Origin of the sequence: Bacteroides eggerthii (assembly GCF_025146565.1) — a bacterium.
GTDB lineage: Bacteria > Bacteroidota > Bacteroidia > Bacteroidales > Bacteroidaceae > Bacteroides > Bacteroides eggerthii.
Map to the genome: position 1 here is coordinate 303,679 of NZ_CP102258.1, position 22,134 is coordinate 325,812.

19 protein-coding genes and 1 tRNA gene are annotated in these 22,134 nt (G+C 42.0%); 15 read left to right on the forward strand and 5 right to left on the reverse strand.

The features are described 5' to 3' along the window. Nucleotides 1-486: 486 nt before the first annotated feature. The 11 genes from NQ546_RS01370 (at nucleotide 487) to NQ546_RS01420 (ending at nucleotide 13,137) form a co-directional block, all read left to right on the forward strand. Complete coding sequence (locus tag NQ546_RS01370) at nucleotides 487-3,012, forward strand: cellulase N-terminal Ig-like domain-containing protein (RefSeq protein ID WP_229074282.1); 2,526 nt, start codon at nucleotides 487-489, stop codon at nucleotides 3,010-3,012. A 229-nt stretch (nucleotides 3,013-3,241) separates the two neighbouring features. Next, on the forward strand, nucleotides 3,242-3,685 hold the full coding sequence (locus NQ546_RS01375) for a SecDF P1 head subdomain-containing protein (RefSeq protein ID WP_004291322.1): 444 nt from the start codon (nucleotides 3,242-3,244) through the stop codon (nucleotides 3,683-3,685). Between the two features lie 396 nt (nucleotides 3,686-4,081). Next, nucleotides 4,082-5,419 carry a site-specific integrase gene (locus NQ546_RS01380; RefSeq protein WP_004291332.1) on the forward strand — a complete coding sequence of 446 codons (1,338 nt, stop codon included), beginning with the start codon at nucleotides 4,082-4,084 and terminating at the stop codon, nucleotides 5,417-5,419. Between the two features lie 7 nt (nucleotides 5,420-5,426). Continuing rightward, nucleotides 5,427-6,368, forward strand: a complete 942-nt coding sequence (locus tag NQ546_RS01385; RefSeq protein ID WP_004291334.1) for a DUF6043 family protein — start codon at nucleotides 5,427-5,429, stop codon at nucleotides 6,366-6,368. Nucleotides 6,369-6,537: 169 nt separating this feature from the next. After that, nucleotides 6,538-6,852: a helix-turn-helix transcriptional regulator gene (locus NQ546_RS01390; protein WP_004291341.1), complete on the forward strand. Its 315-nt coding sequence runs from the start codon at nucleotides 6,538-6,540 to the stop codon at nucleotides 6,850-6,852. Nucleotides 6,853-6,856: 4 nt separating this feature from the next. Beyond that, the gene (locus NQ546_RS01395) at nucleotides 6,857-8,047 is read left to right on the forward strand and encodes a primase-helicase family protein (RefSeq protein ID WP_004291344.1); all 1,191 of its coding nucleotides are present in this window, start codon (nucleotides 6,857-6,859) and stop codon (nucleotides 8,045-8,047) included. A gap of 231 nt (nucleotides 8,048-8,278) precedes the next feature. After that, nucleotides 8,279-9,235 (forward strand): toprim domain-containing protein, encoded by a 957-nt coding sequence (locus tag NQ546_RS01400; RefSeq protein WP_004291345.1) that lies wholly within the window; start codon nucleotides 8,279-8,281, stop codon nucleotides 9,233-9,235. Nucleotides 9,236-9,446: 211 nt separating this feature from the next. Beyond that, nucleotides 9,447-10,850, forward strand: coding sequence for a coiled-coil domain-containing protein (locus tag NQ546_RS01405; protein ID WP_005649590.1), 1,404 nt, complete (start codon nucleotides 9,447-9,449; stop codon nucleotides 10,848-10,850). Nucleotides 10,851-11,168: 318 nt separating this feature from the next. Further along, complete coding sequence (locus tag NQ546_RS01410; RefSeq protein ID WP_004291347.1) at nucleotides 11,169-11,888, forward strand: hypothetical protein; 720 nt, start codon at nucleotides 11,169-11,171, stop codon at nucleotides 11,886-11,888. A 55-nt stretch (nucleotides 11,889-11,943) separates the two neighbouring features. After that, nucleotides 11,944-12,387 (forward strand): hypothetical protein, encoded by a 444-nt coding sequence (locus NQ546_RS01415; RefSeq protein WP_004291348.1) that lies wholly within the window; start codon nucleotides 11,944-11,946, stop codon nucleotides 12,385-12,387. A 9-nt stretch (nucleotides 12,388-12,396) separates the two neighbouring features. After that, nucleotides 12,397-13,137 carry an NERD domain-containing protein gene (locus NQ546_RS01420; protein WP_004291349.1) on the forward strand — a complete coding sequence of 247 codons (741 nt, stop codon included), beginning with the start codon at nucleotides 12,397-12,399 and terminating at the stop codon, nucleotides 13,135-13,137. A gap of 25 nt (nucleotides 13,138-13,162) precedes the next feature. On the opposite strand, the gene NQ546_RS01425 is transcribed toward NQ546_RS01420, so the two are convergent. Both NQ546_RS01425 and NQ546_RS01430 read right to left on the reverse strand, forming a co-directional pair. Continuing rightward, nucleotides 13,163-13,972, reverse strand: coding sequence for a Fic family protein (locus NQ546_RS01425; protein WP_004291350.1), 810 nt, complete (start codon nucleotides 13,970-13,972; stop codon nucleotides 13,163-13,165). A gap of 175 nt (nucleotides 13,973-14,147) precedes the next feature. Beyond that, nucleotides 14,148-14,231 (reverse strand) — tRNA-Leu (locus NQ546_RS01430). Between the two features lie 157 nt (nucleotides 14,232-14,388). Here NQ546_RS01430 and NQ546_RS01435 point away from each other — a divergent pair. Further along, nucleotides 14,389-15,474 carry a mannose-1-phosphate guanylyltransferase gene (locus NQ546_RS01435; RefSeq protein ID WP_004291351.1) on the forward strand — a complete coding sequence of 362 codons (1,086 nt, stop codon included), beginning with the start codon at nucleotides 14,389-14,391 and terminating at the stop codon, nucleotides 15,472-15,474. 205 nt (nucleotides 15,475-15,679) lie between these two features. On the opposite strand, the gene NQ546_RS01440 is transcribed toward NQ546_RS01435, so the two are convergent. The 3 genes from NQ546_RS01440 to NQ546_RS01450 form a co-directional block, all read right to left on the reverse strand. Then, the gene (locus NQ546_RS01440; RefSeq protein WP_004291352.1) at nucleotides 15,680-16,072 is read right to left on the reverse strand and encodes an HIT family protein; all 393 of its coding nucleotides are present in this window, start codon (nucleotides 16,070-16,072) and stop codon (nucleotides 15,680-15,682) included. 56 nt (nucleotides 16,073-16,128) lie between these two features. Next, a complete protein-coding gene (greA, locus tag NQ546_RS01445) occupies nucleotides 16,129-16,593 on the reverse strand; it encodes a transcription elongation factor GreA (RefSeq protein ID WP_004291353.1) in 465 nt (154 codons plus the stop codon). Nucleotides 16,594-16,781: 188 nt separating this feature from the next. Next, nucleotides 16,782-17,933 carry a redoxin domain-containing protein gene (locus NQ546_RS01450; RefSeq protein ID WP_004291354.1) on the reverse strand — a complete coding sequence of 384 codons (1,152 nt, stop codon included), beginning with the start codon at nucleotides 17,931-17,933 and terminating at the stop codon, nucleotides 16,782-16,784. Nucleotides 17,934-18,131: 198 nt separating this feature from the next. On the opposite strand from NQ546_RS01450, the gene pnp reads away from it, so the two are divergent. The 3 genes from pnp to NQ546_RS01465 all read left to right on the forward strand — a co-directional run bounded on the left by pnp (nucleotide 18,132) and on the right by NQ546_RS01465 (nucleotide 22,073). Beyond that, the gene (gene pnp, locus NQ546_RS01455; RefSeq protein ID WP_039953517.1) at nucleotides 18,132-20,291 is read left to right on the forward strand and encodes a polyribonucleotide nucleotidyltransferase; all 2,160 of its coding nucleotides are present in this window, start codon (nucleotides 18,132-18,134) and stop codon (nucleotides 20,289-20,291) included. A gap of 167 nt (nucleotides 20,292-20,458) precedes the next feature. Beyond that, entirely contained in the window at nucleotides 20,459-21,019 is a 561-nt protein-coding gene (locus NQ546_RS01460) for an RNA polymerase sigma-70 factor (RefSeq protein ID WP_039953419.1), read from the forward strand. Between the two features lie 121 nt (nucleotides 21,020-21,140). Beyond that, on the forward strand, nucleotides 21,141-22,073 hold the full coding sequence (locus NQ546_RS01465; RefSeq protein ID WP_039953518.1) for a FecR family protein: 933 nt from the start codon (nucleotides 21,141-21,143) through the stop codon (nucleotides 22,071-22,073). The last annotated feature ends 61 nt before the right edge of the window (nucleotides 22,074-22,134 follow it).

Consider the following 22,134-nt stretch of genomic DNA (forward strand, 5'->3'; position numbering starts at 1 on the left):
ATCGCAAAAATACGGAAAAACCGGAAACAGAAGCCAATTACGCTGCTTTTACTTCGACATTCTTCAGAAGTCCTCTTTGTCCAATGAAATATTTCACCCTATACACCCGTTTGGGAAAGGGAGTCAGATGCATACCTCACAAAAAATCATTTGAGGCAAATCTACTTAAAAAACGGTAACTGCTTGTTAATAAGGAATCTTTTTCATAACTTAGACAAGCAAAGAGATGCCCAAATGGCACAACCGGACACAAAGAATAAGACACTTTTATTGTTATACCGATGATACTTAGACAGATACGGACATCATGTTTACTTATCAGGAATACATTAAGGACTATATTATGAAAACATGTTTACCAGTCCTCTTATATGCATTTTGCATCTTTTCTCCGATGTACATACAGCATCTTTTTTTGATGAGCTCAGAAAAAACGCACAACAAAAACTCATACAGAATTCATACAAATTACTAAAAACACACAAAATGAAAAAAGTATTATTGGCATGTTCCGTACTATTAGCCACAGCATGCGGCAATAGCCCCGACCAGAACCTGAAGCTGAATGAACTTGAGTACTTTGAAACTCAAGGAGTCAACGTATTGGTTTACAGCAACCTCTTCTCCGGTGGCTTCAATGACGAGAAGAACTCCGGCATCGAGCTCATCCACCATGGTGTACGCACTGCACAAGGTGGGGCCATCAGGCTTTCCAATACTCCCGAACAATGGGATTTGGTTCCTTCTACCCCATCAAGAAAAGTGAACATTGAGGACAACTCCATCGAAGTAGCCCTCCGCTATGACGATTTCGACTTCGACTCCCGCATAGTAGTGACAGGAAAAGGTAAAGCCGTTGAAATCTCCGTTTATCTGGATAAGCCCCTCCCACAGGAACTGGAAGGAGACGCAGGATTCAACCTTGAGTTCCTGCCTTCACAATATTGGGGAAAAGCTTACATCATGGACGGACAGCCCGACCGGTTCCCACGCTATGCCGTAAGCAACACCATCACCCGTCCCAATTCCGAGAAGATCAAACAATTTAAAGGATACAAAACTTATGACGACCGGGGAACAGGCCGATTCGTAGACCCGCTGCCATTGTCCACCGGACGTACCATGATATTGGCGCCCGATGCTCCCGAACGTACCGTAAAAGTAACCTCCCAAGATGCTGATCTGATGCTATTCGATGGACGCATGCTGGCCCAGAACGGATGGTTCGTGCTGCGAAGCATTCTGCCTCCCGGCAAAACCGGCAAAGTATTGACCTGGACTGTGGAACCGAATGCCATCAAAGACTGGATAAGAGAACCTAATATTGGTTTCTCTCAAGTGGGTTACCTTCCCTCACAGCCCAAAGAAGCTATCATAGAACTGGACAAAAAAGATAAAATAATCTCCAGCGCTTCTGTCTATCAAGTAAAAGAAGACGGTTCAGAAGTAGAAGTATTTACCGGAAAGACCTCTATGTGGGGGGCTTACTTCAAGTACAACTATGCAAAATTCGACTTTTCCGAAGTGAAGGATCCGGGCATATACTACATCAAGTACGGCAATGTGAAAACAAACAATTTCCTCATCGACAAAACTGTGTACAACCATATCACCGACGCCACCACCGATGTATGGATTCCCATCCACATGAATCATGTGACAGTGAATGAAGGATACCGCATCTGGCATGGCGAACCTTTCAAAGAAGGCTATCTGCAAGCTCCCCCCAGCACAGACCATTTCGACCTGCACAGCCAAGGTCCAACTACCGACACCAAGTATAAGGCGCTGGAACTAATTCCCGGATTAAACGTAGGCGGCTACTTTGATGCAGGCGACTTTGATATAGAGACTGGCGCCAACATCAATGTTGTCCAGAATTTTGTCAGAACCTGGGAGCTCTTCAAGCCGTTACGCGACGAAACATTCGTCAGCGAAAAACAACGCTACGTAGATCTCCACCGCCCGGACAGTATTCCCGACATTATCCAATACATAGAGCATGGCGTATTGAACCTTGTGGCACAAGCCGAAAATATCGGGCACATGTCACAGACTCTTTCCAATTCCGTACTCGACAACTATCACCACCTGGGAGATGCTGCATCCATCACCGACGGACTCCACTATGACCCCAAATTGGCTCCCTATGAGAAATCTGCCGATGGAAAATCCAGCGGTACTCCGGATGACATGTGGGCCTTTACAAGCCGTAACCCAAGTCTGGACTTCCGGGCAGCCACCATGTTTGCTGCTGCAAGTCGCGCTTTGAAGGGTTACAATGACGACCTTTCGGCAAGAGCCTTGAAACAGTCGAAAAGATTGCTGAAAGAGGCTACGGAACTGATGCCGGAAAGCTCTCCTAAAAATAAAAGACAAAAAGTTACTGAAGACATGGCTGCGAATCTGCAACTATACGTTTCTACCGGAGAGAAGAATTATTTGAAACGCTTCACACAGGAAATATGGCAGTCATTGGAAGGCAATGTCAACTATAATATCATGACTGCTATGGACGCTATTCCTTATATGGATGCTTCATATAAAGAGAAACTGCGCCCATACGTCCTTAAATACAAGGAATATCTCGACAGCCTGAACCACGACAACCCCTACGGATTGCCAATCGGACGCGGTAACTGGGCAGGAAATGGCGGCATGGTCAATTTCGGCACCACAGTCTGCTTTGCCAGCAAATATTTCCCAGACATCATCGACAGCAGTTATGCATTCAAAGTTGCCAACTGGCTATATGGTTGTCATCCCTATCACAACTACTCATTTGTGGCAACCGTTGGAGCTACCCGTCCCAAAGCTGTCTTCTACGGCAACAACCGGGCCGATTTCTCCGCCATCCCCGGTAACATGGCTCCCGGTGTATTGTTCAGACAACCCGACCACTTCGAGAACTATGATGACTGGCCATTTCTTTGGGGACAAAACGAAGGCACTATTGCAGGAAACACAAGCTATGTAATTTTCGGCCATGCTTTCAGAGACCTGGTACGCTGATCCATTACGTACAAAAGAACATCGGGTCTGAATAACGATAAACAAGGGGATGTGCAAAACGATATACCGATCAGAGTTTTGGCATCCCCTTCATAATACTAGTGCGGAAACCATAAAATCTCCGCCGGCTGAAACATACGGAGAGATATATTGGCTTAGATTTTTGCTCCGGACTACAATCTTTTCATTTTTATTCGTTCCTTTGTACTAAACTTAACAATAGAATGATATGAAAACAATTTATTTATCGCTGGTAGGATTATCTCTCGCCTTAATATCATACAGCCAAACATATACACCTCAAAAAGAAAACGGCTGGTATCATATTATAGACGGACAACAAGATAGTATTTCTTGTGAGCCAATCGTTACAGTTGCAGATTTCACCGATTTAAGGTTGGTTTATGACTCTTTTGGTCAACCGGTTATTTCCGGGAGAGTCAGCAAATCCAAACTGGGCAAATGGACTGATGCCACTGAAAAGAGCATAGGAAAACGCATTGGGTTTGTGTTTAATGATACAGTTATAACTGCCCCACAGGTCAATGCAAGAATAGACAGCGGTAATTTTCAAATATCCGCTCCACAGGGTCATGATCTGAAGAGAATTTATCTGCAGCTGACCAGCCACAGCCAGCGGTGTCAGCATCCTTTTCGGCAGCGAAAAAATTGAAAGAACTGGAACGGGCCAATATTGCTTTTAAGAGTAAGGTAGATATACGTGACAAACAAAGTTATTTATTGAATGACCGTATAAAGATAATCTCCCAAAAAAATGTTTCAGCCATGTTTCAGCTGGAAAATAGAAAACCCTTGCAAATTTTTTATTTACAAGGGTTTATCTTCATCTTCTTGTACCCAGACCCGCATTTGAAATAATTAAAGTGGGGAAAATGTGGGTAAAAAGAAAAATGCGGAAAAACGCCACAATTACACTGTATTTCAATATGTTATAATCCTATTAAATTTTAATCCAAGTTAATCGAATTGCAAAATATTTAGCAGATGTGGGGAAAATGTGGGGAAAATATTTATATTTGCAGCAGAGTAAAATTCAACCTGAAAGTCTATGAAAGTAACCTTTATCATTAAAAAAGCAGCCAAACGATATGATACAGAATCCATGGCTACAATCTATGTCCGTTTTAGAAACGGAAGGCAGTTAGACTCCGTTGCTCCTACTCAGTTAGCCATCAATCCCAATCTATGGGATGATAAAGACGAATGTGTAAAAACGAAAGCTGTCTGCAATGAAGAAATGCGTACCCATATAAATGAAGAGATACGCCAGTTGAAAACCTATATCGAGAAGGTATATCAACAAGAAAAGGAAGCAATAGACAAAGAATGGCTAAAAACAACACTTGATAAATTTTACCATCCTGAAAAATATTTTTTGCCGGAGGAAGTGGTTATCAAGCCTACCATTGGAGAACTATTCGATGAATTTCTAAACAAGCACCCTTTGTCGGAAGTACGAAAGAAAAATTTCCGGGTTGTCAAAAGAGCCTTACTGCGTTATGAACTATATGTAAGGGCTACAAAGAGAGGACAAAAGGGCTTTATCCTTGATGTGGATTTGGTAACACCTGACACGCTTCGGGATATGTGGGATTTCTTTCAGAACGAATACCAGTATTATGAACTTTACCCGAGCATTTATGAAGCCATTCCCGAAAAGAGGACACCACAGCCCAGAAGCAAAAACACGCTGATAGACTGTTTTTCAAGAATACGCACATTCTTCCTGTGGTGCTTCGATAACAAACGCACCACAAACAGACCTTTCGACAAGTTTCCGATAGAGGAGTGTACATATGGTACACCTTATTATATAACACTCGAAGAAAGGGACAGGATTTTTAATGCAGACCTTTCTGCCACCCCACAACTGGCAATACAGAGGGATATATTCATATTTCAGACACTGATAGGATGCAGGGTGAGCGACCTGTACCGAATGACCAAACTAAATGTGGTCAATGAAGCCATAGAATATATTCCCAAGAAAACCAAAGAGGGGAATCCGGTTACGGTACGTGTTCCACTTAACGACAAAGCGAAAGAAATCCTTGAACGCTACAAAGAATATGAGGGAAAACTGTTGCCGTTCATATCCGAGCAAAAGTACAATGATGCCATAAAAAAGATATTCAAATTAGCTGGAGTTGACCGCATCGTAACAATCTTAGACCCGTTGACGCACAACGAAATCAAACGACCTATTTATGAAGTGGCAAGCAGCCATCTGGCAAGACGTACGTTTATCGGCAATATCTATAAAAAAGTGAAAGACCCGAACCTTGTTTCCGCACTGTCGGGACACAAGGAGGGAAGCAAAGCTTTCAGACGATACAGGGATATTGACGAAGAAATGAAGAAAGACCTTGTAAAACTATTAGACTGATACTTGTATGGGACAACAGGAATATGATAATTTCAAAAGACTGATAAAGGAATGGCTCGACAGCCATCCGAATGAATATGCCGATTTTGTAGAAGAAATGAACGACAAGAAGTTCAAAGGGTTCTTCAATATTTTCAATACGGCTGTAAGGCTTGTTCCGAAATATAAAGAAGCAGCACGCAAGAGAATAGGCGATGATAGAAACCCTGATTTCGAGGAACTGGAAAATGTTCTTTTACAATCAGACCTTGCCGAGAAGATAGTGAATGAGTTTCATACCCCGAACAAGAGAAGTATTGTTCCTGCCATGCTTGCATGGCTCTATTACGGACGAAGCTATGAGTGCATGGTGGAACAGGGTGAGGAACTGACCAAAAGAAAGGATATTCCCACCTTATACAAATGGCTTGTTTCCGGCATGGTCAAATTCATTATCAGAAAAAGCATCGCCAATGGCATGAGAACCAAAGAGGACTGGCAAGTATTCAGGAAGCAACAGAAAGCCATTGAGGAAAACTCTCTCGTGGAATGGGCAATAGAAGAAGATGAAGACATGGACGAGGAAGAAACAGATATGCTGCAGGAAGAACAGCCAAAGACCGCAGGACGCAAAGCCGACACACGCACGTTGCCAGAACTTCTGATAGAAAGGCATGACATACTGATTGAAAGAATTGGCACACGATTGAAAACCCATGCTACGGAAACAGATATAGCACGACTGTTTATCGCACTGGTGGAATACCGATTCATGCGGAAGTGTCCCATCAAGACTTTCAGAAACGCACTGTACGAGCAGTTCAAGGAACAAGAAATCGTCCACGAAAGAGGCATCCAGAAAGCATACAGAAATCTCACTTCTCCGTTTGGAAACAGCAAGAAACTGGTAAAAGACATTGGTGAAGACCATGAAGCCATCGAGGAATTGAAAGCCTATCTATCCAATTGAAGTTCGTTTAATTCGCTTTTCGTTTTTACGAATTTAACGAATTGAATATCATTGTTTTACGATTGATTTTCATTATATATTTGCGCCACTATCCTAATCGGGGTAGTGGCTTTTCGTTTATAATACTGCCGAAACGGGAAGTCTTACAACCGGCAGTTTCAAGAAGCCTATGACAGACATATTGGCAATTATCCAAAACGGAAACGGCAACATCAAGTTGGAAGTAACAGGAGAAGATTTGCTATTATTCTCCAACCAGTTAATCAGCCGTGCGAAGCATGAACTTTCTACCGCCATTGCGGAAGCAAGAAAGGAGAAGTATCTAACCAAAGAGGAAGTGAAAAAGATGTGCGGTGTTTGTGATACCACACTCTGGCACTGGTCTAAGAAAAACTATCTGAAGCCTGTAAAGGTTGGAAACAAGGTCAGATACCGACAATCCGACATTCAGAGAATTTTAGGTGAACACAATCCTTTAATCTAAGCCTATGAAGGAGGAAGAATATATGCGCGTAGGAACAACTTTGTACAAGGTGGTCAATCAGCCATGCGCCAATGGCGGTTATGAGAAGAAACGTGTCGTATGGAACAACAGCACATTACGGCAGGACTATGGAAAGAATTATCTTGCCACCGTCCCCAAGTATGACGGCTTTTGCACCGTTCCCAACCATTTGAACTACCAAAAGGAGATTGAGGGATTTCTGAACCTTTACGAGCCTATAGAGCATAAACCGCAGCAGGGGGACTTCTCCCACATCCAATCCTTGATGCGGCACATCTTCGGGGAACAATACGAGCTGGGTATGGACTATATGCAACTGCTGTATCTACAGCCGACACAGAAGCTGCCTATTGTCCTACTTGTTTCAGAAGAACGCAACACAGGCAAAAGCACGTTCTTGAACTTCCTGAAAGCCGTGTTTGAGAACAACGTGACTTTCAACACCAACGAAGATTTCCGCAGCCAGTTCAATTCCGACTGGGCAGGAAAGCTACTAATCGTTGTGGACGAAGTTTTGCTCAACCGCAGGGAAGACAGCGAACGGTTGAAAAACCTGAGCACCACTTTCACCTACAAGGTGGAAGCCAAAGGCAAAGACCGAACGGAGATTGCTTTCTTCGCCAAGTTCGTGCTATGTTCCAACAACGAATATCTGCCTATACTCATAGACGCAGGAGAAACACGCTACTGGGTGCGGAAGATAATGCCGTTGCAGAGTGATGATACCAACTTTCTGCAAAAGCTAAAAGCGGAAATACCCGCATTTCTTTATTTCCTGACCCAAAGGGAACTATCCACAACACAGGAAAGCCGTATGTGGTTCAACCCAAGACTGACACATACCGCAGCCTTGCAGAAAATAATCCGAAGCAACCGCAACCGACTGGAAATAGAAATGACCGAGTTGTTGCTTGACATCATGTCGAACATGAACGTGGAAAGCGTATCATTCTGCCTGAACGACCTTGTAACCTTGCTACTCTATTCACAGGTCAAGGTTGAAAAGTATCAAGTGAGGAAAGTTGTGCAGGAAGTATGGAAACTTACTTCTGCACACAATTCGCTATCCTACACCGCTTATGAGTTCGCACCCCATCGTGAGTGCCACTATGAGCCGAAAAGGAAAACTGGTCGGTTTTATACGGTAACGAAAGAACAACTGACCGCTATCTAATTATTTTGATGAAATGATGAATAAGGGAAGTAATATATTGCCTTACAGATAGATATGTATTCATCAAACACTCATCAACAACGATTGCTGATGAAAAAAGAAAACATCATTTCTCTTTTGGCAAGCAATCTGATGAGAAAAAGATGAGCCGATATAACGCTGTTTAACAGTGTGTTAAATTCCAAATTCATCAAATCATCATTTTTCATTCACCAACAAATCCGCAAGAAAATGACAATAGAAGAAGCTAAAAGCATACGAATAGCCGACTACCTGCACAGCTTGGGTTATTCACCAGTAAAACAACAAGGTATCAACCTTTGGTACAAATCTCCGTTTCGGGAAGAGAGTGAAGCATCGTTCAAAGTGAATACCGAACGTGAACAATGGTATGACTTCGGTTTGGGAAAGGGCGGAAACATCATTGCACTGGCTGCACATCTGTACGCTACCGACCATGTACCTTACATCTTGAAACGGATAGCAGAGCAGACACCGCACGTGCGCCCGGTATCTTTCTCTTTTGGAAAGCAAAGCTCTTCTGAGCCGAGCTTCCAACAGTTGGAGATTGTTCCGCTGTCATCTCCTGCCCTGCTTGCCTACTTGCAAGGTAGAGGAATTAACATAGAACTGGCGAAAAGAGAATGTAGTGAAGCACGTTTCACCCACAACGGCAAGCGATACTTTGCCATCGCCTTTCCCAATGGTTCTGGTGGGTTTGAGGTTCGCAACCGCTATTTCAAGGGCTGCATCGCCCCAAAGGAAATCTCCCACATCAGACAATCGGGGAAAGCGAGGAACACTTGTTATGTGTTCGAGGGTTTCATGGACTACCTTTCCTTTCTGACATTGAGACAGGAGAGCTGCCCGAATTATCCGGAGTTGGACGGACAGGACTACATCGTATTAAACTCCGTATCGAATGTAAACAAGGCTCTCTATCCGTTGGGCAATTACGAACGCATCCACTGCTTTTTTGACAACGACCATGCAGGCATAGAAGCTCTCCAACAAATCCGCAAGGAATACAGCAGAGACCGATACATCCGTGACGCTTCACAGATTTACAGCGGATGCAAGGACTTGAACGAATACTTACAGAAACAGGTTGAAAGAAAAAGGCAAGTCCAATCCGTCAAAGGGATGAGCAGCCAGTCACCGAAAAAGAAAAACGGCTTTCGGTTATAGCCCACTATAACTACACGCTCCGCTTTCGTAGTTGTGGGCTCTCCCGAGGGGATTAGGACTTTGCCCTAATAACCCACTCAGGGCGTTTCACCCCTGAGAACCCCGAGCAAAGAGTGACCCTCTCTTTGCAATCTCCGCTTATGGGTTACCCCTAAGAACCCCTCTGCGAAAGCGAGCAAAGTAAATCAATTGTAAACAAAGAAAAGAAGCTATGGCAACAAAATCAAGCATACACATCAAGCCTTGCAACATCGCATCGAGCGAGGTACACAACCGAAGGACTGCCGAATATATGCGTAACATCGGGGAGTCCAGAATCTATGTCGTTCCCGAACTCTCCACCAACAACGAACAGTGGATAAATCCCGACTTCGGCACTCCCGAACTGCGAACTCATTATGACAATATCAAGCAAATGGTCAAGGAAAAGACCGGACGTGCCATGCAGGAAAAGGAAAGGGAACGCAAGGGAAAGAATGGAAAAATTATCAAGGTGGCGGGATGTTCACCCATTCGTGAAGGAGTATTGCTCATCAGACCGGATACCACACTGGCTGATGTACGCAAATTCGGTGAAGAGTGTCAAAGACGCTGGGGCATCACACCGTTGCAAATCTTCCTGCACAAGGATGAAGGGCATTGGCTGAACGGTCAACCGGAAGCGGAAGACAGGGAAAGCTTCAAGGTCGGGAACAGATGGTTCAAGCCGAACTATCATGCCCATATCGTTTTCGACTGGATGAACCACGAAACCGGAAAGAGCAGAAAGCTCAATGACGAGGATATGGCAGCCATGCAGACCTTGGCTTCCAATATACTTCTGATGGAACGTGGGCAGGCAAAAGCTGTCACTGGTAAGGAGCACTTGGAGCGAAACGATTTCATCATAAAAAAACAGAAAGCCGAACTGCAACGTATAGAGGAAACCAAACGACACAAGGAGCAACAGGTAAGCCTTGCCGAGCAAGAACTCAAACAAGTAAAAGCAGAGATACGCACGGACAAACTCAAAAGTGCAGCTACCGATGTAGCCACTGCCATAACCAGTGGTGTAGGTTCTCTTTTCGGAAGTGGAAAGTTGAAAGATTTAGAACAATCTAACGAGAATTTACGTCATGAAATTGCCAAACGTGACAAGGGCATTGATGAATTAAAAGCCAAGATGCAACAAATGCAGGAACAGCATAGTAAGCAGATTCGTAACCTGCAAGGAATACATAATCAAGAACTTGAAGCCAAAGACAAGGAAATTTCACGATTGAACGCCATTCTTGAAAAAGCGTTCAACTGGTTCCCATTGCTCAAAGAAATGTTGAGAATGGAAAAGCTCTGCTATGCCATCGGATTTACCAAAGATATGATAAACAGTCTTTTGACAAAAAAGGAAGCTATCAGATGCAATGGTAGGATTTATTCCGAAGAACACAAACGTAAGTTTGACATCAAGAATGATATTTTCAAGGTGGAAAAGAATCCAACCGATGATAGCAAACTGATACTGACCATAAACAGACAGCCGATAGGCGAATGGTTTAAGGAGCAATGGGAAAAATTAAGGCAAGGTTTGCGACAATTAGCAGAAGAACCAAGAAAAAGTAGAGGATTCAGAATGTAATTATGATAGTATTTGATTGTATCTCAATAAAATTAAATATCTTTGTAAGCGGATTGAGGCTACTCTATCCAAGACATATTAGAATTTAGAAGAAGCGTTATGCTTATTTCTTGCGAATGAAAACCTGAGAAACTTTCAAACGTGTACAAGAATAGCATAGTGGTTCTCACGCTATAGCGTGGGCTGCTATTGTTACATCTGTACACAAAGGTTTTCTCAGGACCTTCATTCAAAGACGTGGCATTACAGTTCCACGCTTCGTGATATTATAAAGTCCTTGTGGCAGCTGGAGGTGTATAATTAAAACAGTTAGTTGATATGAAACAGAATATATGCGTGGTAATATTTTTATTGCTTTCAACCATATGTAAAGCCCAAACATTCATATACCCCCAAAACGATTCTATCCTGACAGAATATAATGATGGAAAATTTTGGGCTTATTTAAACAAAAATGATTTTGTTGTAGGTCTTTCATGCTTTGAGGAAAAAGATGATTATGGAAAATACTATCACTTGGATATTTTTATCAAGAATTTAAGTGAAACCCCAATTGTATTCCAACCTGATAGCGTACACTCTAATCTACTAACAAAAAAAGATGATACTTTAAAACTTGAAGTATATACAAATGAAGAATATCAAAAAAAAATAAAACGCTCACAAGCATGGGCTATGGCATTATATGGAATCTCTGCCGGCATTAATGCAGGAACAGCAGGATATTCAACATCCTATTCTACGTCTTATTCTTCTAATGGTTATGCTTACACTACCATAACCAATCATTATGACGCTAATGCAGCATACCAAGCAAATGTCGCATCTACCAATCAAATGCTTACATTAGGACAAATGATGGATAATGACCGAACTATACGTGAACAAGGATATTTAAAAACCACAACTATTTATCCCGATGAAGCTATTATTGGCTATATGAATATTAAAAGGGAAAAAGGTAAGATTTTGATTGTAAACATTCCCATCGGAGATTATATTTATACTTTCAAATGGGATGTAAATAGGAAGAAATAAATACAGTAATAGCTATACTATTACCCTTAATTTTAATCACTTAAATGATTTACCTATGAAGAAACTTACGATTATTTTTTATTTATTTTTAATTCCATTATGTGTTTTTGCACAAAATGAAAGTTCCATTTCACATACCAAAACAGTTAATGATTCTACTTTGATTAAAATACATGCTATTGTAGAAGATATAGATTTTCGTATGCATGGACTTGATAGATACAAGCTATATCCAACAGAAAATATATATAATTTTCTGCAATTAGATACAATGACAGGGAAAATAGAAATTGTACAATGGTCTTTGGATGATGATAAAGAAGGTTCTGCAACCCTTAATAACGAAGACCTATCTCTTGGTACAGGCTGTGGAACATTTGAATTATATCCAACAAAAAATATATATCAATTTCTTTTGTTAGATAAAGTAACAGGAAGAAGATGGCATGTTCAATGGGGATTTGAATCAAGTAAAAGATGGATAAAAAGAATCTATTAAATCAGTAATATGCATATTGCCATCACCGTTATCTTTTTTGCAGTGGTAATCTTTATTAAATTGAAGATGCCAATGTGGAAAGGCAAGTATTCTGAAAAACTTGTGAATAACAAGATTCAAGAGTTACCAGAAGAGTATGTTGTTTTTAATGATTTACTATTCGAAAGTAACGGATATTCAACACAAATTGACCATATTGTAGTTTCACCTTATGGTGTCTTTGTAATTGAAACAAAGGGATATAAAGGTTGGATTTTGGGCAGAGAGAACGGTGAATACTGGACGCAAACCATCTATAAAAGTAAACATCAATTTTACAATCCGATAAAACAAAACGCTGGACATGTAAGATTTTTGCATCATTTGCTCAAATGTTCAACGGATATACTTTTTATTCCAATTGTCGTTTTCAATAACAGTGCGGAATTAAAAGTGCATGCTGACAATAACATAGTTGTAAACAGATATAATCTAAAACGTGCTATATTACAATACAGAACTGCTGTTCTTAATCAGGAGACCATAAATTGGATAATACAGACAATTAACCAGAATCGCATAATCGCTGATAAAGAGAAACTAAAACAGCATAAGCATAACGCAAAGGCTCGGCAATACAGAAGTTCACGCCTAATAAATCAAGGTGTTTGTCCTCAATGCGGAGGACATCTCATTTTGAGGAAAGGCAAGTACGGCACTTTCTATGGATGTTCAAACTTTCCCACATGCAAGTTTACCATAAACTCATAAATAGCAATCCTTGTTTTATATAGTATCAGAACATAAAACTAAACCCTTTCTTTCGTGATACATTGAATCGTTCAATTTCTATAGAAAGTGATTTCTTCAACTGCCTTGCCATAAAGTCCAAAAACGGCTGATTAGTTTCTTCATTCTGACATTGGCGCAGGGAAAGAATATATTCTTCTCTATCTTCTTTAAATATTTTGGTCGGAAAAAGGTGATAACAAAATTGGATGTAGTTCATCAGTAATCGAGCCGTTCTTCCGTTGCCATCCACCCACGGATGAATAGTTACTAAATTAAGGTGGGCATTAAAGCTCAATTCGTATTGTTCTCGAAGTGTTCCCATTTTTTTTTGCTTCTCTTGAAGAATCGCACAAAGTTCATCCACCTTAGCAGGAACTTTCAAATAGTTCATATAAGAATGTCCACCAACACCAGCCGTAACACCACATAGACGGAACTCTCCTTTAGAAGAATCAAAAGAGCCGCCCAACACACTGTGAACGCTGCCAGTAGTACGCATCAACATTGCATTCAACCTTTTCAGAAAAGCAGGAGTTATAGGTACAAGACTGCCTGATTCAGTTTTGGCAAGTTCATACGCTTGCTTCAAATCTTCATTCATCAGATGATGTACAAGCGGTTTCCCTTTCGCTGTTACTCCCTCGTCAAAGAGAAGCTGCGTATCAAGTTCGGTCAACGTTGAGCCTTCTATGGCTGTGGAATGGGTAATGAGAGAATAAAGGTAGTACTTGTCATAGTCCACCGCTTCACTGATACCAAGTTTTTGAAACTTCTGGTACAACAGTTCTATTTCTTGCCAAACACCTTGTTCCATTACTTTTATTTAATAGGCTTTATTTCTTTTCAAAGGTAACTTATTTACTACGTTCAACCAAAAGAAATAATGACTTACTGCTATATTTTTTGCACGTGTGGGGAAAATGTGGGGAAAATTCAAGCAAAAGAAAAAGCTAAGTATTGAACTATCAAATACTTAGCTTTCTTTCTTGTACCCAGACCCGGGGTCGAACCGGGATGGAAGTGAATCCACTGGTGTTTGAGACCAGCGCGTCTACCGATTCCGCCATCTGGGCATATTTGATTTCTCAAATGCGGTGCAAAGATACGGCTTTTTTTGAAACCTGCAATACTTTCTACAAAAAAAGGCGAAAAAAGTAATAAAATATCTACGAACCATTCCTCATTTGTAAAATATGCAGTACTTTAGCAGAAACTTTTAAAACATTTAATATGATGACCAATAAGGATAATTTCTGTGTAATCATGGGTGGCGGAATCGGTAGTCGTTTCTGGCCTTTCAGCCGCAAAACTCTTCCGAAACAGTTTTTGGATTTTTTCGGCACAGGGCGTTCATTATTGCAACAGACATTCGACCGGTTCAGTAAAGTAATCCCCACAGAGAACATACTGGTCGTAACCAATGACCTATATGCAGACTTGGTAAAAGAACAGCTCCCTGAGTTGCAGCCCAAACAGATTTTATTAGAGCCTACACGTAGAAACACAGCTCCCTGCATTGCATGGGCAGCCTATCATATTCGCGCGCTGAATCCCAATGCCAATATCGTAGTAGCACCCTCGGACCACCTCATCCTGAAAGAAAGCGAATTCCTCACAGCCATTGAGAAAGGTCTGGCCTTTGTTGCGAAATCAGACAAATTACTGACTCTCGGCATTAAGCCCAACCGCCCCGAAACAGGTTATGGCTATATACAAATTGCCGAACAGACTGAAGACAACTTCTATAAAGTAAAAACTTTTACAGAAAAACCGGAACTGGAACTGGCTAAGGTATTCGTAGAAAGCGGAGAATTTTATTGGAATTCCGGTCTTTTTATGTGGAACGTAAACAGCATCATTAAAGCCGGAGAACAGCTTTTACCCGAATTAGCCTCTAAGCTGGCAACCGGGAAGGACGTATACGGAACCCCGGAAGAAAAGAAATTCATAGACGAAAACTTCCCTGCATGCCCCAACGTATCTATCGACTTCGGCATTATGGAAAAAGCGGACAATGTATATGTATCATTAGGCGATTTCGGCTGGTCTGATTTAGGAACATGGGGATCTCTATATGACCTTTCTCAAAAGGATGAAACAGGCAATGTTACGCTGAAGTGCCAGTCATTATTATACAACAGCAAAGACAATATCGTTGTTCTTCCTCAAAACAAACTTGCTGTCATTGACGGTCTGGAAGGCTACCTAATTGCCGAATCGGATAATGTGTTGCTGATCTGCAAGAAAGATGAAGAACATTCTATCCGTAAGTATGTAAATGATGCACAAATCAAACTGGGTGAAGATTACATTTAACAGCATCGGGCCAAACATCCGCAAGCTGTATATTCTTCCCCAAAAAGAAGTTAACTTCGGGTATACAGGATGTTAACTTCATAAAAACACAAAGTTAACATCATCTGCCGAATAAAGTTAACTTCATAAAGAGCAAATAAAAAAGCGGTAGTTGGAAATAGCAACTACCGCTTTCATTTTTATATCGGGGAGGAAATCAAATCTTTTAGAGAGCCATACGAATAGACTCGGCTACTGCCTTAAATTCTTCATCTGTCAATTTCAGTTTCGGATTAGAAAAAAGCATATCCTTTTCATTCTGCATAGGAATCAGATGGATGTGTGCATGAGGCACTTCCAAACCCAGAACCGCTTCGCCCACTTTCTTACAAGGAAAAGCTTTGCCAATAGCCAATGCCACTTTCTTCGCAAAGACATGCATTGCAGCCAAATCCTCATCGTTTAAATCAAAAATATAATCCACCTCCTGCTTTGGAATGACCAACGTATGACCTTTCACCAATGGGTTAATATCAAGGAAAGCAAAGAATTTATCATTCTCCGCCACCTTGTAGCAAGGTATCTCACCTGCGATAATTCTGCTGAATATTGTTGCCATAACTGTAATATTATGTATAAAATAAGGCAAGCCCGTATAACGGACCTGCCTTTTCTTTAAAATGATATGTTCACTACTTCCAAATTGATGATACCCTGCGGTACTTTAATTTCAGCTACATCACCTACCTTCTTGCCAAGCAAACCTTGTGCAATCGGAGTATTTACAGAAATTTTTCCCTCTTTCAGGTTAGCTTCACTTTCAGAAACGATGGTATATGTCATTTTCATTCCATTCTTCACGTTCTTTAGTTCCACTTTATTCAATATCTGTACGCTGTCAGTCTTTAACTTGGACTCATCAATAATCTTGGCATCGGCAATCACTTGCTTCAATTTATTGATTTTCATCTCAAGCAACCCTTGCGCTTCTTTTGCAGCATCATATTCTGCATTTTCAGACAAGTCGCCCTTGTCGCGTGCTTCGGCGATAGCAGCCACAATTTTGGGGCGTTCTACCGTTTCCAGCTGTTTCAAATCGGCTAACAACTTATTGTAGCCTTCTTCTGACATATAAGCCATACTTTTTTCCTCCTTATTTTTATATTGTTTTTAATGGTGCTATAAACAAAAAAGAATTCCAACATGGTCAGCATGCTGGAACCCTCTTTCCTATTTCCTTTGCAAAGATAGACTTTTAAATAATGCGTGTCAAGCAAAAAGTACTGCTTTGTAACATATTTAAATGAAATCTTCTTATTTATAACACGTTACAGCAAAGCCTTCACCGCTGCATCCAAGTCTTTTATAGTCTCACCGCGAGCGCTCAATTCGCTTCTTCTATTAATGAGGAAGACAGCAGGAAGCGACTGCACATTATAGGCAGCAGCTACACTGGAATATACCCCATTGGCATCGCGCACACATACCCAAGGCAAGTTATCAGCTGTTGTTTTCCAATAATGTTCGTCCGCATCCAAAGAAACCTGATAAATTTCCAATCCCTGAGCGGCATACTTATCGTACAGATCGCGCAACATATAATTATGTGTAGGAGAAACCGCACTCTGATAAATAGTGAAATCCAGAATGACAACTTTACCTTTCAGGTCGCTTAGCTTATGCATATTGCCTTTCATGTCGCGCAAGTTAATATCGATGATACCGATTTCTGAAACGGCCTCTGTCGGGAGTTCCATAACTTTCTGCTGCGGGGCACGAGTATTCTTCATTCCCTTTATTACGATATTATAAAGATTTTTCGAACGGTCGGCATGCGGATAATAGTTATTCAGGCTCGTTGCCACAGCAGCAAAACACTTGACATCATCTTTATTGTTCAACGGATCAAATATCAAGTAATTATTCAATTTCTGGAACAAAGCAAAATAAGCGGATGCCGTATTTGGAGCTGCAAAAATATAATTTATTTTCACTTCGTCCTTGTAGTCCTTCATTAATGCAGCAAGACTATCTTCAAACACATCCGCTCCAATCTGACGGGCCTGCATACTTTGAATCAATGCATTCACATTATTCTGAAGTTGCATTTGCTTCAATGTAAGTTCTTTTATCTTAACACTATTTGCCGACCCCTCTACTGTATAAGCCGTAGAAAAATCCGCATATGGTGCATCCAGTCGAACCGTTTCCGTAGAATCTATGGAAAAGTTGATAACCTTATCATCTACCCGTAAACGGTAAAACTCCGGAGAAACCGGGCGTACCTGTTTGAAAGCAAACGTACCGTTACCCTTCAACTTGACAGAGTCTAAAGGAACAATACCTTCCAAAGCCGAAGCTTCCAGATAAAGCATCTTACCGTCTGCACCGGAGATTTCACCTTCCACTTTAAATTTCGGTTCGGAATTACATGCGCTTAACCCCAAAGCAGCCAACGCAACAAAAAGAATCTTTTTCATATTTCGTGTATTTTTCTAAAAGAACGTGCAAATATACTTCTTTTCATGTTTAGTCAAAGCATTTTCCCGCTTCTTACACTTATAAAAGTGCAAAAAACAACTAAATACAAACTTTTTATCTCATTCCCACCGCATTACATGAATAAAATATGTATCTTTGCGAGAATTTTGAAAGAAAATAGATATAAAACATTTTTTATGATTAACCCAATTGTTAAGACGATCGAGCTTCCTGATGGCAGAACCATCACGCTCGAAACGGGAAAGCTGGCAAAACAGGCAGACGGTTCTGTAATGCTTCGTATGGGCAACACCATGCTTTTAGCTACTGTTTGTGCCGCCAAGGACGCAGTTCCCGGAACAGATTTCATGCCGTTACAGGTAGAGTACAAAGAAAAATTTTCTGCATTCGGACGTTTCCCCGGAGGTTTCACAAAACGTGAAGGTCGTGCCTCTGATTACGAGATCCTTACTTGCCGACTTGTAGACCGCGCTCTCCGCCCCCTATTCCCCGATAATTTCCATGCAGAGGTATATGTAAATATCATCCTCTTTTCTGCAGACGGCGTTGATATGCCGGATGCGCTGGCAGGACTTGCAGCATCAGCAGCGCTTGCCGTATCAGATATTCCTTTCAACGGACCGATTTCCGAAGTGCGCGTAGCACGTATCAATGGCGAGTTCGTCATCAACCCGACTTTCGACCAGTTGGAAAAGGCAGACATGGATCTCATGGTAGGCGCTACTTATGAGAATATCATGATGGTGGAAGGTGAAATGAACGAGGTTTCCGAAAAAGACTTGCTGGAAGCCATGAAAGCCGCCCATGAAGCAATCAAGATACAATGTAAAGCCCAAATGGAACTGGCCGAAGAGGTTGGCTCTACCGTAAAACGCGAATATTGCCATGAAGTAAACGACGAAGAACTCCGCAAGGCTGTTCACGACGCTTGCTATGACAAGGCTTACGCTATCGCCGCTTCCGGTAACAAAAACAAACACGAACGCATGGATGCTTTCGATGCTATTCGTGAAGAATTCAAAGCACAGTTCAGCGAAGAGGAGTTGGAAGAAAAGGCTCCGCTTATCGACCGTTACTATCACGACGTTGAGAAAGAAGCCATGCGCCGTTCCATCTTGGACGAAGGCAAACGCCTTGACGGACGTAAGACTACCGAAATCCGTCCTATTTGGTGTGAGATCGGTTATTTGCCCGGACCTCATGGCTCTGCCATCTTCACACGTGGTGAGACCCAGTCTTTGTCCACCGTTACTTTAGGTACAAAACTGGATGAGAAGATTATCGACGATGTTCTGGAACATGGAAAAGAACGTTTCTTACTGCACTACAACTTCCCTCCGTTCTCTACGGGTGAAGCCAAAGCACAGCGCGGTGTAGGCCGTCGCGAAATCGGTCATGGTCATTTGGCATGGCGTGCATTGAAAGGACAAATTCCGGCAGACTATCCTTATGTAGTACGCGTAGTATCCGATATTCTCGAATCAAACGGTTCTTCTTCTATGGCTACCGTATGTGCCGGAACATTGGCCCTGATGGATGCCGGTGTAAAAATCAAAAAACCGGTATCAGGTATCGCAATGGGATTGATTAAGAACGCAGGTGAAGAGAAATATGCCGTATTGTCGGACATCCTCGGCGATGAAGACCACCTCGGCGATATGGACTTCAAAGTAACCGGTACAAAAGACGGTATCACTGCTACCCAAATGGACATCAAGGTAGACGGTCTGTCTTACGAGATTTTGGAGAAAGCATTGCTGCAGGCCAAAGAAGGTCGCGAATACATCCTGAGCAAAATCACCGAATGTATTGCAGAGCCGCATGATGACCTGAAGCCTCATGCTCCCCGCATCGAAACCATGACTATTCCTAAAGAATTCATCGGCGCCGTAATCGGCCCGGGCGGAAAGATCATCCAGGGTATGCAGGAAGAGACCGGTGCAACAATCACTATTGAAGAAATAGACAACATCGGCAGAATTGAAATTGCCGGAACCAACAAGAAGTGCATTGAAGATGCAATGCGTATCATCAAGGGTATCGTAGCCGTACCGGAAGTAGGTGAAGTCTACAAAGGAAAAGTACGTTCCATCATGCCTTACGGTGCATTCGTTGAGTTCCTTCCGGGCAAGGACGGTTTGCTTCATATTTCCGAAATTGATTGGAAACGTCTGGAAACAGTAGAAGAAGCCGGAATCAAGGAAGGTGATGAAATCGACGTGAAACTACTCGATATCGATCCTAAAACCGGTAAGTTCAAACTGTCCCGTAAAGTATTGCTTCCAAGACCGGAAAGACAAGAAAGACCGGAAAAGAAAGAAAATAATCCTCATTAAATACAATCAGGATGCGACAAGCCCGACAGCAATCTGCTGTCGGGCTTTCTTTTTGTCCCAATGCACCGACGGCAGTTATAAAAACAACAGATATATTTGCATATTACAAAAAGATTGCGTTGTTTTGTCATGCAAAACCTTAAATTGTCCGAAAAACATCAAACTGAATGTCCGATCTTACCAGATTACATACAATGGATCTTTTCTCCCGCTTTTTCCAAGAGAATCGAGAAAAGTTCCTGACTTTTGCTTACTCCTACCTCAGAGACAGAGTTGAAGCCGAAGATGTATTAATGGAATCCATGATTACTCTATGGGAAAATCGCGACCACTGGGAAAAAGACAGCAACCTTCACGCCCTGTTGCTGACAATCATCAAAAACAAATCCCTGAATATTTTAGAGCACAAACAAATACGCCTGCGGGCAGAAGAAGATATCAACAGCCATAGCCAACGGGAATTGAATTTACGCATATCGACCCTGAAGGCCTGTGAACCCGAACAAATATTCGACAATGAGATACAGCACATTGTCCACAAGGCGTTAGAACACATGCCTCAGCAAAGCCGGACTATCTTCATGCTGAGCCGTTATCAAAACCTTCCCAACAGGCAGATAGCAGAGCAACTGCACATCTCCCTGAAAACCGTAGAGGCACATATCACCAAAGCCTTGCGCATACTACGTCTGGAGCTAAAGGATTACCTGGCTTCCATACTCCTGTAAACGTTAAAATCACTTTTATTCAAAAAAAGTTCCATTTTCCGATAGGGTTGCCGCCGTCTCGTCGGTTATATATGCAGAGGGGCCACAGAGGACCTCCTTATAACCAAGCAATTCGTTTATGATGAACCAGGAATTACTATACAGATATTTTAGAGGAACAGCTTCCATTGAAGAAGAGAAGCAGATATTGAACTGGGTTGAAACCTCCGAAGAAAACCGGGAAACCTTCCTGAAAGAACGTATGCTGTTCGACGTATCCCTATTCTCCACCAAACAAGACGGCAAGAAAAGAGCAGCGCATCTCATTCCCCTCTTCCGCTGGACGGCGCGTATCGCAGCTGCTATCATCATAGCCGTATCCGCCTACTACATGACCGCAGACTATATATACAACAAAGGCGCACAGCCCCAAACCATTACCGTCCCTGCCGGACAACGTGCCCAGATTACGCTTGCCGACGGTACACGCGTATGGCTGAACGCCAAGTCGACATTGACATACGCTTCCAACTTCGGTCGCAGCGAACGTAATGTGGAATTAGACGGTGAAGCCTACTTTGAAGTTGCCAAGAACAAAAAGTTACCATTTTACGTACATACGGAGATGAATAAGGTGCGGGTAGTCGGAACCAGCTTCAATGTCTGCGCATACAAGGGCAGTAAGGAATTTGAGACGACTCTGGTAGAAGGCATTGTAGATATCTATCCGAGCTGTAACGACCAAGTGATTACCCGCCTGCAAAAAGATGAGTTCTTTGCCAATTATGACGGTCATTGCAAGAAAACGATACTCCCCTCATACCAATACCTCCGTTGGAAAGAAGGCTTGTACTGTTTCGACGATGTCCCGTTCAGCGTCATCTTAGACAAACTTGAAAAATACTACAATGTAAAAATAGCCGTTACCAGCCCCAGACTGCTGACCCACGAAGGTCTGACCGGCAAGTTCAGGGAACAAGACGGCATTGAGCATATCCTACGGACCATCTCCAAAGAGCACCCGTTCAAATTCCGCATTAATGAAAACAAAGACTCGATAATCATATATGAATAGATAAAGAACCTTTAAATTTAGTACTAACCCCTTAAAAATAAAGATTATGAAACCATAGCAG

Coding starts and splice junctions, on each gene's coding strand:
- NQ546_RS01425 (WP_004291350.1), bottom strand. CDS start 13,972: ATGGAACAAGGTGTTTGGCAAGAAATAGAACTGTTGTACCAGAAGTTT.
- NQ546_RS01405 (WP_005649590.1), top strand. CDS start 9,447: ATGGCAACAAAATCAAGCATACACATCAAGCCTTGCAACATCGCATCG.
- NQ546_RS01460 (WP_039953419.1), top strand. CDS start 20,459: ATGTCCGATCTTACCAGATTACATACAATGGATCTTTTCTCCCGCTTT.
- NQ546_RS01435 (WP_004291351.1), top strand. CDS start 14,389: ATGATGACCAATAAGGATAATTTCTGTGTAATCATGGGTGGCGGAATC.
- pnp (WP_039953517.1), top strand. CDS start 18,132: ATGATTAACCCAATTGTTAAGACGATCGAGCTTCCTGATGGCAGAACC.
- greA (WP_004291353.1), bottom strand. CDS start 16,593: ATGGCTTATATGTCAGAAGAAGGCTACAATAAGTTGTTAGCCGATTTG.
- NQ546_RS01380 (WP_004291332.1), top strand. CDS start 4,082: ATGAAAGTAACCTTTATCATTAAAAAAGCAGCCAAACGATATGATACA.
- NQ546_RS01385 (WP_004291334.1), top strand. CDS start 5,427: ATGGGACAACAGGAATATGATAATTTCAAAAGACTGATAAAGGAATGG.
- NQ546_RS01420 (WP_004291349.1), top strand. CDS start 12,397: ATGCATATTGCCATCACCGTTATCTTTTTTGCAGTGGTAATCTTTATT.
- NQ546_RS01375 (WP_004291322.1), top strand. CDS start 3,242: ATGAAAACAATTTATTTATCGCTGGTAGGATTATCTCTCGCCTTAATA.
- NQ546_RS01415 (WP_004291348.1), top strand. CDS start 11,944: ATGAAGAAACTTACGATTATTTTTTATTTATTTTTAATTCCATTATGT.
- NQ546_RS01390 (WP_004291341.1), top strand. CDS start 6,538: ATGACAGACATATTGGCAATTATCCAAAACGGAAACGGCAACATCAAG.
- NQ546_RS01395 (WP_004291344.1), top strand. CDS start 6,857: ATGAAGGAGGAAGAATATATGCGCGTAGGAACAACTTTGTACAAGGTG.
- NQ546_RS01400 (WP_004291345.1), top strand. CDS start 8,279: ATGACAATAGAAGAAGCTAAAAGCATACGAATAGCCGACTACCTGCAC.
- NQ546_RS01440 (WP_004291352.1), bottom strand. CDS start 16,072: ATGGCAACAATATTCAGCAGAATTATCGCAGGTGAGATACCTTGCTAC.
- NQ546_RS01370 (WP_229074282.1), top strand. CDS start 487: ATGAAAAAAGTATTATTGGCATGTTCCGTACTATTAGCCACAGCATGC.
- NQ546_RS01410 (WP_004291347.1), top strand. CDS start 11,169: ATGAAACAGAATATATGCGTGGTAATATTTTTATTGCTTTCAACCATA.
- NQ546_RS01450 (WP_004291354.1), bottom strand. CDS start 17,933: ATGAAAAAGATTCTTTTTGTTGCGTTGGCTGCTTTGGGGTTAAGCGCA.
- NQ546_RS01465 (WP_039953518.1), top strand. CDS start 21,141: ATGAACCAGGAATTACTATACAGATATTTTAGAGGAACAGCTTCCATT.